Source organism: Streptomyces sp. DH41 (assembly GCF_029813785.1).
Classification (GTDB): Bacteria; Actinomycetota; Actinomycetes; order Streptomycetales; family Streptomycetaceae; genus Streptomyces.
Map to the genome: position 1 here is coordinate 112,733 of NZ_JARVKY010000004.1, position 15,582 is coordinate 128,314.

A 15,582-nucleotide genomic window follows, 5' to 3' on the forward strand; every position below is an offset into this window, starting at 1 on the left:
ACCGCGGCCGGCCCCCGAGGGCGCCCTCGTCCGGCCCCGGAACGCGGGGCGACGGCAGGGCTACGAGCTCAGTGGTTCAGGGGGCTGACGGCGTGACCGAAAGCCCCCACCCTGTCTGACTCGGGACTCGACATGGCCCGCACGCTATCCGACCACGGCCCGTCGACGCACCCTGGTTCCACCGGTTGTCGGCCGTCCGCCCGCGCCTCGGCGAGCCCGCCGGCCAGGAGCGGTTCCGTACGGGAACGGCGACAAGCAACCAGCGCCCCGCTGACGTGACGGATGTCACCTGCCGGTACCGGAGCACGCGCCGCTCGCCGAAGTTACCTGTGCGTTCCGCACGCCGGAGACGTGACAGCGGTGACTGTCCCGGACACGGCGGCGCGTGACAGCGTCTTGCTCGGCATCGACCGGTGGAGGGAGAAGGCGTGAACAAGGGCTACGCCGTCTACTGCGACGCGGACCCGCACTTCTACGACGCGCCGCATCGCACCGCCCCCGGCACCCGGGCGGCGGGCACCCGGTACGCGGCAGCCGTCCTGCCGGTACCGGCGGGATGGCAGCGCGGCGAGAGCGGCGACTGGCTCGCCCTGCGACCCCTGGACGCCGTACTGCCGCCGCAGGGATGGAAGATCCACGTTTCCGCCTGCCTCGACAACGCCGAGTCCGTCCTGGAGCGCGTCCGGCCCTACTGCGTCGAGCGCGGCATCGCGTTCAAGTTCGTGCCGAGCCGCTATCTGCTGCACCAACGCAACGCCAAGTACGCGGACCGGGCGGGCAGCGGCAAGTTCATCACGGTGTACCCGGCGGGCGAGGAACAGTTCGAGCGCCTCGTGGGTGAGCTGGCCGCTCTGCTGGACGGCGAGCCCGGGCCGCACATCCTGAGCGATCTCCGGATCGGTCACGGCCCGGTGCACGTGCGCTACGGCGGCTTCTCCCGCCGCGACTGCTACGACGAGAGCGGGGAACTCCGTCCGGCCGTCGCGAACCCCGAGGGAGTGCTCGTTCCCGACTTCCGCGGTCCCGTCTTCCGTGTCCCCGACTGGGTGAGCGTGCCCGCCTTCCTGCGGCCCCACATCGACGCGCGGGCGACGATGACACTGGCCGGCATCCCGTACACCGTCGAGTCGGCCATCCACTTCTCCAACGGCGGTGGTGTCTACCGGGCACGGGACACCCGTACGGGTGAGGCCGTGGTACTCAAGGAGGCCCGCCCGTACGCCGGGCTCGCGGCCGACGGCGCCGACGCGGTGGCCCGCCTGCGGCGCGAACGCCGGGCCCTGGAACAGCTGTCGGGGCTGTCCTGCACGCCCGAGGTGCGGGACGGCTTCACCGTCGGGGACCACCACTTCCTGGTGCTGGAGTACCTGGACGGCAAGCCCCTCAACACCTTCTTCGCCCGGCGTCATCCGCTCATCGAGGCGGACCCCGACGACAGGCGTCTGGCCGAGTACACCGAGTGGGCGCTCGATGTCCACGCCCAGGTCGAGCGGGCCGTCACGGAGGTGCACGCGCGGGGTGTGGTCTTCAACGACCTGCATCTGTTCAACGTCATGGTCCGCGACGACGGGCGAGTGGCCCTGCTGGACTTCGAGGCCGCCCACCGCGTCGACGAGCCGGGGCGGCAGACGGTCGCCCATCCCGGTTTCGTGGCGCCGCCCGGCCGACGGGGCATCGCCGTGGACCGGTACGCGCTCGCCTGTCTGCGCCTGGCCCTGTTCCTGCCGCTGACCAGCCTGCTGGCCCTGGACCGGCGCAAGGCGGAGCACCTCGCCGACGTGGTGGCGGAGCGGTTCCCGGTGCCGCGCGCCTTCCTGGACGCGGCGCTCGACGAGATCACCGACGCCCCCGGCCGACGGCCCGCGGCACGGGGCGCCGCCGCCCCCTTCGTCCCCGTCGCTCCGGGTGACTGGCCCCGCAGCCGGGACTCGATGACGGCGGCCGTCCGGGCCTCGGCCACTCCGTCGCGCGACGACCGGCTCTTCCCGGGAGACGTTGCCCAGTTCGCCACCGCGGGCGGAGGGCTCTCATTCGGCTACGGAGCGGCCGGTGTGCTGTACGCGCTGGCCGAGAGCGGGGCGGAGCGCGACGAGGGCGAGGAACAGTGGCTGCTCGACCGGACGAAGGAGCCGCCCTCGGGCATGCCGGTCGGCTTCCACGACGGGATCGCGGGAATCGCGTGGACGTTGGACCACCTCGGTCACCGGGCCCGGGCACTCGAACTCGCACGCTTGCTCGTCGAGCATCCCCTCGACCCGCTCGCCCCCGACCTCCACAGCGGGACGGCCGGGGTCGGCCTGACGCTGGACCACCTGGCCGCCTCCACCGGCGACACCGCCCTGCACGACGCGGCCCTGCGGTGCGCCGAACTCAGTGCCCGGACCACGACGGCCGACGCGCCGGGCCGCGTGCCCGGCCATCGCGATCGAGCCGGTCTGCTGTACGGCGCGACGGGCAGCGCCCTGCTGTTCCTGCGCCTGTACGAACGTACGGGTGACACCGGCCTGCTGGACCTCGCGGGGGCCGCACTGCGCCGGGACCTCGCGCACTGCGTCCGCGGAGCGGGTGGCGCCCTCCAGGTGGACGAGGGCTGGCGCACCATGCCGTACCTGGGCGCGGGCAGTGTGGGCATCGGCATGGTGCTCGACGACTATCTGGAGCACCGCGCCGACGAACGGTTCGAGCGGGCACGGCAGGAGATCGTACGGGCGGCGCAGGCCATGTTCTACGCGCAGCCCGGCCTCTACCGCGGCGTGGCCGGTATGGCGCTGTACCTCAACCGTACGACCGCCACCGGGCCGGGCACCGGACCCGAGGCCGTCCGGCGCCAGATCGACGCGCTGGGCTGGCACGCCATGTCGTACCGCGGTCACCTCGCCTTCCCGGGCGAGCAGATGATGCGCCTGTCCATGGACCTCTCCACCGGAACGGCCGGATGCCTGCTGGCCGCCGCTTCCGTGCACGGCGACCGGCCCACCGGTCTGCCGTTCCTCCCACCGCTGCGGCGAGAGCCGCGGCCCATGAGCCGGCCCCGACCGGGGCCGTGAAGAGAACACCCGTTGTCGTACGAAGGGAAGAGACATGAACCTGTTCGACCTGCAGTCGATGGAGACCCCCAAGGAAGAGGCCATGGGCGACGTGGAGACCGGCAGCCGCGCGAGCCTGCTGCTCTGCGGCGACAGCAGCCTCAGCATCACGACGTGTAACTGACGTCCGGGTCGGCCCGTCGCGGCGATCGCGGCGGGCCGCGGTACCGGCGCCCCGGTTCCATCGCCCGGGCGCCGGTACCGCGCCCTCGTCGCCGCCGCGGGCGGCTCCGACCAGGTAAGGGGGCGGCTGGTGAAGACCATCCCGGTCCGGCGGCGGACGCGTCCGGCGCGCGGCCCGTCCGGCACCGGTCCCGGGCGGGTGCCCGAACTGCTGGTGCTGGTGTGTTCGGTGACGGCGGCAGCGGTCGCCGTCGGTCAGCCCTTCGTCCTCGGCCGCGCACTGGACCTGCTGCTGCACGGCGACGACACCGGCCCCTGGCTCGTGGCGAGCGCCGCGCTGCTGGTCGGCGAGGTTCTGCTCGACGGTCTGACCGCCCTTCTCACCGGCCGGTGCACCGCCGACTGGACGGCCTCGATCCGCTCCCGCGCCCTCAGTGGCCTGTTGCACGCCGTGCCGGACCTGGCCCGGTCCCACTCACCCGGAGACGTCGCGACCCGGCTGACGCTCAACGCCGCCGACGCGGGCGCCGCGCCGGCGGCCCGGGCCGCGCTCGCCGCCTCGCTCCTCACCCCGGCCGGCGCGCTCGTCGCACTGGCCGTCGTCGACGTGTGGGTCGCCGCCTGTGTCCTGGCCGGGCTACCGGTCCTGGCACTGGTACTGCGGGCGTTCGCCCGGGACACGGGGGCTTCGGTCGGGGCGTATCAGCGGGTGCAGTCGGACATCGCGGCCCGGCTGCTGGAAACCGTGGAGGGCGTGGAAACCATCGCCGCCGCCGGCACCCGCACACTCGAACGCGACCGTGTGCTCCGCCCGTTGAGCGAGCTCGCCACGCTGGGTACGCGCATGTGGACGCTGCACGGACGGGCGCTGGCCACCGGCGGTGTCCTCGTCCCGCTGCTGACGGTGGCCGCCACCGCCGTGGGCGGTCTGCGGCTCGGCGCGGGGGACCTGAGCGTCGGCGAGCTGCTGGCGGTGTGCCGGTACGCGCAGCTGGCCGCGGGGTTCGGCAGCGCGGCCACGCTGGTCGGCGCGCTGGTCCGGGGCCGCTCCGCGCGAGAGCGCACCACGACGCTGGAGGAACTGCCCGCCCTGCCCTACGGAACGCGGACCCTGCCCCCGCGAGGTCCGGGCGTCCTCGAGCTGCGCGGGGTGCGGGTCCTGCGCGGCGGGGCGGAAGTCCTGCGGGCAGACCATGTGGTGGTGCCGGGCGGCCTGACCGCCGCGGTCGTGGGCCGCAGCGGCGCCGGCAAGTCCGTCCTGGCGGCGGTCGCCGGCCGGCTGATCGATCCCGACCGGGGGCAGGTCCTGCTGGACGGAACACCGCTCGATCGTCTGACCCGGCCCTGCCTGCGGGCCGAGGTCGGCTTCGCCTTCGCGCGTCCGGCCCTGGGCGACCGCACCGTTTCGGAAGCGGTGGCGGCCGGGCCACGAACCGTGTCACCTCGCCAGGTACGGGCCGCCGTCCGCCTCGCCGACGCCGAGGTCTTCGTACGCCGGCTTCCGCGGGCGTACGACACCCGCCTCGCCGACGCCCCGCTGTCCGGCGGCGAGTACCAGCGTCTGGGGCTGGCCCGGGCCTTCGCCCACGCGGGCCGGCTGCTGGTCATGGACGACGCCACCTCCAGCCTCGACACCGCCACGGAGCACGCGGTGGAACAGGCGCAGCGTCGCTCCCCCACGGTCGCCACACGGCTGGTCGTGGCGCACCGCCCGTCGGTCGCGGCCCGGGCGGATCTCGTGATCTGGCTGGAGAGCGGACGCGTGCGGGCGGTCGGCACTCATCGGCGGCTGTGGCAGGAGGCCGCCTACCGGGCGGTCTTCGGTACGCCGGAGAACGGCGTCGAGCCGCTCTCCGCTCAGGACGACCGTGACGGGTGCCGCCGCGAGCGGACCGGCTCCCCGCGAGGTGAGGCGCGACCATGACTTCCCCCGACGGACGGCGTGCGACGAAGCCCCGCGGCACATCGGGGACCCTGCACCGGATCGGCCCGCCCGCCCGGCGCTTCCTGGCCGAACGCAAGGCGGTCCTCGCGCGGCTCGCGGCGTGGTCGGTGGCCGAGTCGGCGCAGACCTTCCTGGTCGGCTACGGCGTCGCCCAGGCCGTGGACCGGGGGTTCCTCGCCGGTGACACCCTCACGGGACTCGGCTGGCTCGGGGTCGCCGCCGTCGGCGTGGTGCTCGGCGCACCCGTCATCAGGGGTGTCTTCGCCCAACTGGCCGGGCTGACGGAGCCGCTGCGCGACCGTCTCGTACGGCGGGCGGTCGACCAGTCCCTGTCACGGGCCCTGGCCCGGCCCGCCGGCAAGGACCGTGCCGCCGTGTCGCGGATCACGAACCAGGTCGAGATGGTCCGGGACAGCTTCGCCGGGCTGGTCCTCACCCTGCGCTCGTTCGTCTTCACCGCGGCCGGAGCGCTCGTGGGGCTGTTCTCGCTGGACCCGGCACTCCTGGTGGTCGTGGTGCCGCCACTCGCCGCGGGGCTGGCGCTGTTCCTGGTGACGCTGCGGCCGATGGCGGCGGCGCAGCGGCGGGCTCTCGACGCGGACGAGGCGCTGGGCGAGCACGCCGCGCGGACCCGTGGGGATCTGCGTGACATCACCGCCTGCGGTACACAGCCGGAGGCGGCACGGAACGGGACCCGGCTCGTCGCGCGTGCCGCCGCCACGTCCCGGGTCCTCGCCCGCTGGGCCGCGGTGCGCACCCTGGCCCTCGGCGTCGCGGGCCAGCTCCCCGTCCTGCTCCTGCTGGTGGCCGTCCCGTGGCTGCGCGGCCGGGGCGTCACGACGGGCGGCCTGCTCGGGGCGTTCACGTACCTCGCCCAGGCCCTGCTGCCCGCCCTGCACACCCTGATGACCGCGATCGGCGCCGCGGGGACCCGGCTGCTCGTGGTGCTGGACCGGTTCACCGGGACGGACGCGCGCCCGTCCCTCACCGGTGCGACGACGCCCCGTGCTCCCCTGTCCGGGCGGGCGGGACCACGGGCACGCCTTCCTCTCCCGTCGGTTCCGCCGCCGCGGCAGGCCCCCGCGGTGGAACTGTGCGGGGTGACCGCGGGCTACAGCGCTCGGGCGGAGCCGGTCCTCGACGCGCTGGATCTGCGCGTCGAGGAGGGCGAGCACTTGGCCGTCGTCGGTCCCAGCGGCATCGGCAAGTCGACCCTCGTCCGTCTCATCGCCGGGATGCGCGCGCCGGGGAGCGGTACCGTGCGGGTGGCCGGCCAGACGGTCACCGGCCGGGGCGCGGCGGAACTCGCCGCGTTGCGGGTCCTGGTGCCCCAGCAGGCGTACGTCTTCACCGGCACGGTCCGGGACAACCTCACCTACCTGCGGCGGGACGCCTCCCCGGACGACATCGGGGCCGCTGTGCGAGACCTCGGGGCCGCCCCTCTCGTCGAGCGTCTGGGCGGGCTCGCCGCGCCGCTGCGACCCGACCACCTCTCGCAGGGCGAGCGCCAACTGATCGTCCTGGTGCGCGCTCACCTGTCCACTGCTCGACTGCTCCTGCTCGACGAGGCGACCTGCCATCTCGACGCGGCGTCCGAGGCGCGCGCCGAGGAGGCGCTCGGGCGCCGCCCCGGAACGCTTCTCGTCGTGGCGCACCGTATGTCGTCCGCGGTCCGGGCCGACCGGATCCTGGTGCTGGACGGTGTTCGGGCGGCCCACGGCTCCCACCGGGAACTGCTCGAGGGGTCGCCTCTCTACCGCGACCTGGTGGGGCACTGGCACCGAAACCGGGGCTGACCCGCTAGCCGTGGCCCTCGCACACGCGTGTGCCCTCTCCCGTCACATCCAGCCGGCGTTGTGGACGATGCGGATCGCGTCCACGCGGTTGCGTGCCCCGACCTTCCGGATGGCGCTGGCCATGTAGTTGCGGACGGTCCCCCGGGACAGATGCAGGCAGACGGCGATCTCGGCGACGGAAGCCCCCTGCGACGCCTGGAACAGGACGCTCAGCTCACGCGGCGTCAGCGGCGTTTCCGACGCGCGCAGCAACGCGACGGTGAGCCGCTCGTCGAGGAACCGTTCCCCCTTGGCCACCGTGTGCACCGCGGCGATCAGCCGTTGCGACGAGGCGTCCTTGTCCACGAAACCGAGCGCGCCTGTGTCGAACGCCCTGCGCAGCACACCCGGCCGCTCCGGAGCCGCGAGGACCACCAGTCGTGCCCCGCACCGCTTCCAGAAGGGCGTTCGGCCGACGTCCTCCGGTGGCCCTTCCAGACAGTCACCGTCCACCACGCACACGTCCGCGGGCAAGTCGTCACCGTCGGGGTCGTCGCCGCGGGAGGACATGCACGAGACCTCGAGTCCGTCGGCGGACCGCAGCAGTTGCACGAGCGCCGACCGCAGCAGCGTCGCGTCGTGCACCACGAGAACACGGACCATGTACAACCCCCTGTTTTCCCCGGCCGTCAGACGGACTTCCGGGCTCGTCCCCAGTCCCCAGCCGTCTGCCCCTGGACAGCGCATAAGAAGCACAGGACTCGCTCCCAGCCGGGACACAGCGGCAGCAACACGCCGTTCTCAGCCCCTACGAGAGGCGGAGGGGCCGGGCGGGAACAGGCTGGAACACGTCGGTGGTGTACGCGGTCTTCCGGCCGGGTCCGCCTGGTGACCTCGCCCGTGAACTGCTCACATGACCGGCCGTCACACCGAGCGCCTGTCGGGCGGCGCGAACGGCGGGGACCGGCCCCTCCTCACCGGAACGTCCTGGACCGAAAACAGGCGAGATGAATGTGGCCCGAATGCCCCGTCCGCGCCTGCCCACCCGCTCGGCCGGTCGGTGGGGCTCGGGGCTCGGGGCGCCGGATCAGCACATGGCCCCGACGGTGCGGGTCCGCCACCTCGTTCGGGTGTCGAGCGGATCGGCGGGACCGGTCGCGGGACGAAGTCGGGGAAAGACCCAGGGCAGTTGCCCCGAGCACGCAGCTCTGTGTGAAGCTTTCCCCATGACCCACCCGAGTGAAGAAGTCAGGGCCAGGCTGCAGACCGATCGCCCGCACTCCGCCCGCGTCTGGAACTACCTGCTGGGCGGCAAGGACAACTACCCCGTCGACAGTGAGGCCGGTGACGTCATCCTGACGACGTTCCCGGAGTTCGCCGCCGTCGCCCGGCTGCAACGGCGGTTCCTCGCGCGCGCCGTGCGCCATCTGTCGCAAGAGGCCGGCATCCGCCAGTTCCTCGACATCGGCACCGGGCTGCCCACCGCCGACAACACGCACGAGCTGGCCCAGCGCATCGCGCCGGACAGCCGCATCGTGTACGTCGACAACGACCCCCTCGTCCTGGTGCACGCGCAGGCCCTGCTCACCAGCAGCACCGAGGGCGCCTGCGCCTACGTCGACGCCGACGTCAGGGACCCGGACCGGATCCTCGCCGAAGCGGCGAAGACCCTGGACCTCAGCCGTCCTGTCGCCCTGACCATGCTGGGGATCATGGGGCAGATCTCCGACGCCGAACGCCCCGCGGAGCTGGTGAACAGGCTGCTGTCGGGACTGCCCCGGGGCAGCTACCTCGCCCTGAGCGACGGTACGAACACCAACGAGGCGCTCAACACCGCGGTCGAGGTCTACAACGGGCAGTCGGCCAACACCTACCATCTGCGGTCACCCCAGGAGATCGCCTCCTTCTTCGCCGGGCTGGATCTGGTGGAGCCGGGAGTCGTGTCCACGGCCGCCTGGCGTCCGGACGCCGGCCCGTCCGAGGAGGCCACGGCCGACGTCTCCGTCTGCGGTGTCGCGGTCAAGAACTGACCCTCCTTGCCGCTCGACAGTCCTACGGAGGTATGACGCGACGCTGGCGGGGGCGGGGGCGGGGCCGAAGCGGGACGGGCCGGTTGGGCCGGGAACCTCGGCCACCCGGGCGACCGGCGTCGCGCGACCAGCGGGCCGCCTCGCCGCCTCGCCGCCTCGCCGCCTCGCCGCCTCGCCGCGAGATCATCGGCGCCCTCGTCCGGCCCCCGACGACTGCCACCGCCTGCGCGTCCGGCGACCACAGCACACGTGATCACCGCCGGACACGGAAGCGTCATCCTCGCTTCCCCCGGGACACCATTGACGCGCGTAGCCCGTTGCCGCACGCTGGGCTCCGGTTGTTGTCGGCTCAACGGTCGGGAGGCCGCCGATGTTCAGACGCGTGTCACGTCTGCTTCTCTCATTTGTCATGCTCATGGCTGGTGCAGTGGTGGGAGTGAGCGCCACCGCCGGCACCGCGCACGCCGACTCCTGCTACACCTGGAACCGCACACTCTCCCAGGGGTCCTCCGGCAGCGACGTGACCCAGCTCCAGGTTCGGGTCGCCGGCTGGGTGACCGCAGGCGAGCGGCTCTCCTACGACGGCCAGTACGGCGCGCGGACCGCCGCCGCCGTCAAGAAGTTCCAGGCCGCGTACGGCCTGAGCGCGGACGGGGTCGCCGGACCCGCGACCTTCAGCAAGATCTACGCCCTCCAGGACGCCGACTGCACGCCCGTCCACTTCAGCTACGCCGAACTCAACAAGTGCAACTCCGACTGGTCCGGCGGCGCGGTCTCCGCGGCCACCGCCAAGTCGAACGCGCTCAGGACCATGTGGAAGCTCGAGGCAATGCGGCACGCCCTCGGCGACGTCCCGATCACCATCTCCAGCGGCTTCCGCTCTCGCGCGTGCAACAACGCCGTCGGCGGCTCCGCCACCAGCCGTCACCTGTACGGCGACGCGGCCGACCTCGTCGGCTCCCCGTCCCTGTGCCGGCTCGCCCAGCAGTCCAGGACACACGGCTTCTCGGAGATCCTCGGCCCGGGCTACCCCGGCCACAACGACCACACTCACGTGGCCTTCGACCCGTCACCGTACTGGTCGGCTCCGACCTGCGGCATCTGACCGCTCACGGCAGCAGGCGGTGGCGGGCCGCGGCCGCCACCGCCCCCGCCCGGGTCCGCACACCCAACTTGGCGTAGACACGCCCCAGATGGGTCTTGACCGTGGCCTCGCTGAGGAAGAGGGCTCGGGCGATCTCCCGGTTGCCCAGGCCTTCGGCGAGTCGGCCCAGAATGTCACGCTCCCGTGCGGTGAGGGCGGGACCCGGGGCGCGCAGGCGGGCGACGACCCGGTCGGTGACCGGCCCCGACAGCACGGCCCGTCCCGCGGCGGCGTCCCGGACGGCCTCGAACAGCCGCTCCGGCCGCTCGGCCTTGAGCAGGTAGCCCGTGGCCCCCGCCGCCACGGCGCGGGCTATGTCGGCATCGGTGTCGAACATCGTGAGGACCAGCACCCGCGGGGCGGGCCTGTCCGGCCCGCTCCGGGCGATCAGCCGGCTGGTGGCCTCCACCCCGTCCATGCCGGTGCCGAGCTGGAGGTCCATGAGCACCACGTGCGGTCGCAGCCTCGCCGCCATCACCAGGGCCTCCTCGCCGCTGCCCGCCTCACCGGCCACGTCGATGCCGTCGGTACTGGACAGCAGGGCGCGCAGTCCGGCGCGTACGACGGCGTGGTCGTCGCAGAGCAGGACCCGGACCGCGGGAGCGGCGGCCGGGGTCACCACGCCTGCCTTCCGGCGCCGTCCTCGGCGAGCGGCACCGACATCGTGACCACCGTCCCGTCGCCGGGCGCCGACTCGACGGCGAGCGTCCCGCCCGCCTGCTGTGCTCTCATGGCCATGCCCGAAAGACCGTGACCGCGGGTGGCGGCCCGGCCGGGGCCAGGAGGCCGGCGTGTGTCGAAGCCGCGCCCGTCGTCGGCGATGTCCACGGTGATCCGATCCTCCAGACAGGTCAGGGTGACGACGGCCCGGGTGGCGTCGGCGTGTTCCCGTACGTTGGCCAGCGCCTGCTGGGTGACCCGCAGCAGGGCCGCTTCGACGGGCCCGGGCACAGGGCCGGGGGCGTCGGGGGTCCCGTCCAGGCGGAACTCGACGGCCGGTCCCCCTGCCGGTCCAGGTCCAGGACCAGCGCCAGGGCCAGATCCCGGCTCCGCTCCCGGCTGCCGTCCGCCGCCCGGCGCGGCGAGGGCGCGCAGTGCCTGCACGAGGGTGTTCTCGGCGAGGTCCAGCGGCGTCAGGTCACGGACGAACCGGCGGACCTCGGCGAGCGCGCGCTCGGCTGCCGCCGCGGCTTCGCGCACATGCCCGCGCGCGGTGTCCGGGCTGGTGTGCCAGCGGCGGTCGGCGGCCTGGAGCAGCATCCGCTGGCTGGACAGGCTCTGCGCGAGGATGTCGTGGATCTCCGTCGACAGGCGCTGGCGCTCCGCCAGGATGCCCGCGCGCCGTTCTGTGGCGGCCAGTTCACCGCGGGCGCGCACCAGGTCGTCGATGAGCAGGCGTTGCCGGCCGGCGAGTTGTCTGCTGTCGACCAGGACGGCCGTGGCGACCGTGCCGAGGGCGACCGGGGCGAGCACCAGGTTGGGATTGAACGGACCGGTGAGCACGCGTAGTTCGGATATCACCACAAGAGCGACGAGCACGGCGGCGAGCGGCACCGCGAGCCGCACCGGCAGCCGGTGGAGCCCGGTGAACAGCAGCGGCATGGTGCACCACGTGGCGCTCGGTTCCAGCGCGAGCAGGACCACCCAGACGGCGAACACCACGCTCAGCCAGAGCAGATGCCGGGTGGCCGGGCGCTCCCCGTACCGCGGCGCGGGCGCCCACCACAGCCCGAGCAGGTAGATCGCCCCGAAGGCGAGGAACAGGACGAGGGTCAACGCCTTACGGGCGTCGTCGACGGATCCGTGGGTCAGCAGCCGGGCGATCGCTCCGCCGAGCAGCAGCAGGAAAGCGACGTGCAGGGCGGCGGTCAGCCACCGCGCGTCCGGGTCCGGCCTCATGCCGTCTCGCTCCACCGTGTCCCCATCGTCTCGCCGGTCCCTGTCCCACCACTCATACACGTACACACCATGAGCGACATCATCCGTTCAGCTGACTTTCGCATAGTCCTGAGGGCACCCCCGGCCAGCCGCACGTCCGAGGGTCCGGGCCGGTTCAACGGCGAGACTTCTGGGACACGTCCCCTACGGAGATCGGGAACCGCCCCCATGCCCAAGAACCTCACAGCCAACCGCGCGTCCCTCACGCACCGCCTGGCCTACGCACTGCGGCACCCCGGCCGGGTGCCACGCCACCTGCGCCGCACCGCACGCGACACCTGGCTGCGGTACCGCTCACCGGACCATGTCGCCTACTACCGGGCGGTCATGCGGTCCGACACGCGCCGCGACCCGGACGCCGCGGTGGGCAGTCACAGCCGGGAGCGCTGGCTCGCGCTGGGACAGATGCAGTTCGACTACCTGCTGCGTCACGGGCTGCGCCCGGAGCACCGGATGCTGGAGATCGGCTGCGGCAACCTGCGGGCGGGCTGGCGCTTCATCGAGTACCTCGACCCCGGCCACTACTACGGTGTCGACATCTCCCCCGACATCCTTGTCGCCGCCCAGGACACCCTCCAGGCCCAAGGGCTCCAGGACCGGCTGCCCACGCTGACGCCGGTCCGCGGTCTCACGCTGGGCTTCCTGCCGGCGGGGCACTTCGACGTGGTACACGCGCACAGCGTGTTCTCGCACTCCCCGCTGCCGGTGATCGAGGAGTGCTTCGCGCATATCGGCCGCGTCCTGGCGCCGGGTGGCTGGTTCGACTTCACCTTCGACCGGACAGAGGGCGAGGAGCACCACGTGCTGCGCGAGGACTTCTACTACCGCACCGAGACGCTGATCGCCCTGGCCGCCGAGCACGGCCTCACGGCGCGCTTCATGGACGACTGGGAGGAGCTCGGTCACGGCCAGTCCAAGATTCGTGTGACGCACCGGCCCGACACCCGAGGCGCCTCCTGAGCACTCCCGGTTCCGGGCAGGGAGCGGAGCATTGACATCACCGGTGCGTCAATCGGCATGATCTTGGTGTTGGTCCCGGGGCGCCGCACGATGCGAAGCTGGGTCTCCGTCCTCCTCGCTGAGCCGGGGTGCAATGAGAGGCAGTCTTCCGATGGACAACACCTTCGAGACGAGGAGCGGTTCGGTCCAAGGGTTTCGAGCCGGTGCCGACGTCGTCGCCGTCCTTGGCGTCCCCTACGCCGCCCCGCCCTTCGGGGCCCGCCGGTTCCGGGAACCTTCCCCGGCGCGGGCCTGGACCGGAGTGCGGGACTGCACGGCCTTCGGGCCGGTCGCCCCGCAGTCGGCAGAGCTGCCCGGCGCACCCGCGTGGTCGCCCGACGACGAGGACATCCTCACCGTCAACATATGGACCCCGGCCCCCGAGGGCGGCCGTCTGCCCGTCCTGGTCTGGATCCACGGGGGTGCCTACACCTTCGGATCATCGGCCCAACCCGACTTCGACGGCACCGCGCTGGCCCGTGCCGGTCTGGTCGTGGTCACCCTCAACTACCGGATCGGCTTCGAGGGCTTCGGCCACGTCCCCGTCGCGGGAACGACCGACCACCCGGACAATCGCGGTCTGCTCGACCAGGTCGCGGCCCTGCGCTGGGTCCAGGAGAACATCGCCGCCTTCGGTGGCGACCCTGGCAACGTCACGGTCGCCGGCCAGTCCTCCGGGGCCGCTTCGGTCGCCTGTCTGATGGTGATGGATCGCGCCCGCGGCCTGTTCCACCGTGCCATCGCCCACAGCGTCGCCAGTCCTTGCCACACGCTGGAGACAGCTGCGGCGACCACCCGTGAGATCGCTGCGGCAGCGGGCTGCCCCGCCACGGCCGAGGGCCTGGCATCCGCGACTCCGCAGGCCCTGGTCGTCGCCTCCGACCGGGTGGTCGACGGCTACCGGCGTGACCCCGCCTCCGGATCCCGCCACTACGACCCCTCCCTCTACGCTCCCGTCCTCGACGGCGACGTTCTGCCCACCGATCCCCTGACGGGGATGGCATCCGGTGCGGCCCGGGACGTGGACCTGCTGGTCTGCCACACCACGGAGGAGTACTGGCTGCTCGACGCCGTCGGCAGCAGCGCGAAGGTCACCACCGAAGAACAGCTGGCCCGCTTCGCCGAGGACTTCGGTCTCCCCGCCGGCCTGGTGGCCGGCTACCGCGCCGTGATGCCGCACGCCCCGGTGCTCGACGTCTACCTCGCCGTCTTCGGGGACCTGCTGTTCGGCGAGTACAGCAACCGGCTCGCCGAGTTTCACGCCGGAGCCGGCGGACGGGCCTTCCTGTCGCGCTTCGACCGTCGGCGCACCGGCCCGAACGGCGTGGTGCGGGCCTGGCACTGTGCGGACATCCCCTTCGCCTTCGGGAACCTCGGCACCGACTGCCTGGCTTTCCTCATCGGCGGAGCACCGACACCCGCCGACCACGGGCTGGCACGCCGCATGGTGCGCGCGTGGGCCGATTTCGCCGCCACCGGAGACCCGGGCTGGCCATCGGTCAACGACTCCCCCACCCAGGTCAAGGTGTGGAGCGCCGACGGCGAACCCACCGGTGACAAGGCCGCCGCCGTCCGTCCTCTGTGGGCCGAGGCCGACTTCCCGGTCCTGTGTCCGTGAACTGTTCGAACCACCGGCGGCGCGTCAGTGGCTGCCGCCGAACCAGTGGCGTCGCCGCGGACGAGCCCTCTAACTTGTGCGTTCGTGACTGATGATCCGAAGACGCCCCCGAATCGGCACGACCTCGGCCGGGTGTTCAACGAGGTGCCGGAGCTCTACGACCGGATCCGTCCGGGATACCCCGACAAGCTGTTCGCGGACCTCGGCGCCATCACCGGCGTGGACGAAAGGTCGTCGGTGCTGGAGGTGGGCTGCGGCACCGGACAGGCGACGCGCTCGCTGGCGGCGCTCGGCTGCGCAGTGACCGCCGTCGAGCCGGGCGCGGGCCTGGCCGCGATCGCCCGCCGACGGACCGCCGCCTTCCGTGACGTCGAGGTCGAGACGTCGGCGTTCGAGGATTGGGACGACCGCGGCCGGAACTTCGACGCCCTCGTGGCCGCGTCGTCGTGGCACTGGATCGACCCGTCGGTCGGCTGGCGGCGAGCGTACGAGGTGCTCCGTCCCGGAGGCTGGACGGCGCTGCTCGGCAACGTCGTCGTCCGCAGGCCGGGAGAGCCGGAGGTGTACGCCGAGACCGCCGATCTCCACGAGCGGTTCTGTCCCGAACACCCCGGCTGGGGTCATCCGCCGCTCGAGGACGAGGTGCGCTCCACTGACGAGGGCTGGGGCCCGGTCGACGGTCCCGGAGAATTGTTCGGCCCGGCGATCGTGCGCTGGTACCCGACCGTTCAGTGGTTCGACGCAGACGGCTTCACCGATCTCCTTCGCTCGACGTCGCTGTACCGCGGGCTCGACCGCGACGTCCGTGAACCCCTGCTCGACGCCGTCGCCGAGCGCATCCGTACTCGGATGAGCGACCGGGTACCGCGCCGTTATCTGAGCGTCCTCCGCGTCGGACAGCGCGCCCGGTAAGGCCAGGGGCCG

At 72.8% G+C, this 15,582-nt stretch carries 12 protein-coding genes; 9 read left to right on the top strand and 3 right to left on the bottom strand.

All coding sequences use genetic code 11. The features are described 5' to 3' along the window. Window positions 1–428: 428 nt before the first annotated feature. The 4 genes from lanKC (at window position 429) to QC283_RS09260 (ending at window position 6,950) form a co-directional block, all read left to right on the top strand. Window positions 429–3,047 carry a class III lanthionine synthetase LanKC gene (gene lanKC / locus QC283_RS09245; RefSeq protein WP_279560901.1) on the top strand — a complete coding sequence of 873 codons (2,619 nt, stop codon included), beginning with the start codon at window positions 429–431 and terminating at the stop codon, window positions 3,045–3,047. Between the two features lie 34 nt (window positions 3,048–3,081). Then, the gene (gene ramS / locus QC283_RS09250; RefSeq protein ID WP_003972313.1) at window positions 3,082–3,210 is read left to right on the top strand and encodes a mycelium formation morphogenetic lantipeptide SapB; all 129 of its coding nucleotides are present in this window, start codon (window positions 3,082–3,084) and stop codon (window positions 3,208–3,210) included. A gap of 129 nt (window positions 3,211–3,339) precedes the next feature. Further along, a complete protein-coding gene (locus tag QC283_RS09255) occupies window positions 3,340–5,133 on the top strand; it encodes an ABC transporter ATP-binding protein (RefSeq protein ID WP_279560902.1) in 1,794 nt (597 codons plus the stop codon). After that, on the top strand, window positions 5,130–6,950 hold the full coding sequence (locus QC283_RS09260; RefSeq protein WP_279560903.1) for an ABC transporter ATP-binding protein: 1,821 nt from the start codon (window positions 5,130–5,132) through the stop codon (window positions 6,948–6,950). Before QC283_RS09255 ends, QC283_RS09260 begins: the two co-directional genes overlap by 4 nt. A gap of 42 nt (window positions 6,951–6,992) precedes the next feature. Here QC283_RS09260 and QC283_RS09265 read toward each other — a convergent pair whose 3' ends face one another. Further along, on the bottom strand, window positions 6,993–7,592 hold the full coding sequence (locus tag QC283_RS09265; protein WP_279560904.1) for a response regulator transcription factor: 600 nt from the start codon (window positions 7,590–7,592) through the stop codon (window positions 6,993–6,995). A 563-nt stretch (window positions 7,593–8,155) separates the two neighbouring features. Between QC283_RS09265 and QC283_RS09270 the strand changes: the two genes are divergently transcribed. After that, window positions 8,156–8,959 carry an SAM-dependent methyltransferase gene (locus QC283_RS09270; protein WP_279560905.1) on the top strand — a complete coding sequence of 268 codons (804 nt, stop codon included), beginning with the start codon at window positions 8,156–8,158 and terminating at the stop codon, window positions 8,957–8,959. 370 nt (window positions 8,960–9,329) lie between these two features. Next, a complete protein-coding gene (locus QC283_RS09275; protein ID WP_279560906.1) occupies window positions 9,330–10,064 on the top strand; it encodes a D-Ala-D-Ala carboxypeptidase family metallohydrolase in 735 nt (244 codons plus the stop codon). Between the two features lie 4 nt (window positions 10,065–10,068). On the opposite strand, the gene QC283_RS09280 is transcribed toward QC283_RS09275, so the two are convergent. Together QC283_RS09280 and QC283_RS09285 are read right to left on the bottom strand one after the other, a co-directional pair. After that, window positions 10,069–10,725, bottom strand: coding sequence for a response regulator transcription factor (locus QC283_RS09280; RefSeq protein ID WP_279560907.1), 657 nt, complete (start codon window positions 10,723–10,725; stop codon window positions 10,069–10,071). Continuing rightward, window positions 10,719–12,002, bottom strand: coding sequence for a sensor histidine kinase (locus tag QC283_RS09285; RefSeq protein ID WP_279560908.1), 1,284 nt, complete (start codon window positions 12,000–12,002; stop codon window positions 10,719–10,721). The genes QC283_RS09280 and QC283_RS09285 overlap by 7 nt, the downstream gene beginning before the upstream one ends. 207 nt (window positions 12,003–12,209) lie before the next feature. On the opposite strand from QC283_RS09285, the gene QC283_RS09290 reads away from it, so the two are divergent. From QC283_RS09290 to QC283_RS09300, 3 genes are all read left to right on the top strand, one after another. Then, complete coding sequence (locus tag QC283_RS09290; RefSeq protein ID WP_279560909.1) at window positions 12,210–13,001, top strand: class I SAM-dependent methyltransferase; 792 nt, start codon at window positions 12,210–12,212, stop codon at window positions 12,999–13,001. A gap of 151 nt (window positions 13,002–13,152) precedes the next feature. Then, on the top strand, window positions 13,153–14,658 hold the full coding sequence (locus QC283_RS09295; protein ID WP_279560910.1) for a carboxylesterase/lipase family protein: 1,506 nt from the start codon (window positions 13,153–13,155) through the stop codon (window positions 14,656–14,658). A gap of 84 nt (window positions 14,659–14,742) precedes the next feature. Continuing rightward, window positions 14,743–15,570: a class I SAM-dependent methyltransferase gene (locus QC283_RS09300; RefSeq protein WP_279560911.1), complete on the top strand. Its 828-nt coding sequence runs from the start codon at window positions 14,743–14,745 to the stop codon at window positions 15,568–15,570. Window positions 15,571–15,582: the final 12 nt, after the last annotated feature.

Coding starts and splice junctions, on each gene's coding strand:
- ramS (WP_003972313.1), top strand. CDS start 3,082: ATGAACCTGTTCGACCTGCAGTCGATGGAGACCCCCAAGGAAGAGGCC.
- QC283_RS09260 (WP_279560903.1), top strand. CDS start 5,130: ATGACTTCCCCCGACGGACGGCGTGCGACGAAGCCCCGCGGCACATCG.
- QC283_RS09265 (WP_279560904.1), bottom strand. CDS start 7,592: ATGGTCCGTGTTCTCGTGGTGCACGACGCGACGCTGCTGCGGTCGGCG.
- QC283_RS09270 (WP_279560905.1), top strand. CDS start 8,156: ATGACCCACCCGAGTGAAGAAGTCAGGGCCAGGCTGCAGACCGATCGC.
- QC283_RS09275 (WP_279560906.1), top strand. CDS start 9,330: ATGTTCAGACGCGTGTCACGTCTGCTTCTCTCATTTGTCATGCTCATG.
- QC283_RS09285 (WP_279560908.1), bottom strand. CDS start 12,002: ATGAGGCCGGACCCGGACGCGCGGTGGCTGACCGCCGCCCTGCACGTC.
- QC283_RS09290 (WP_279560909.1), top strand. CDS start 12,210: ATGCCCAAGAACCTCACAGCCAACCGCGCGTCCCTCACGCACCGCCTG.
- QC283_RS09295 (WP_279560910.1), top strand. CDS start 13,153: ATGGACAACACCTTCGAGACGAGGAGCGGTTCGGTCCAAGGGTTTCGA.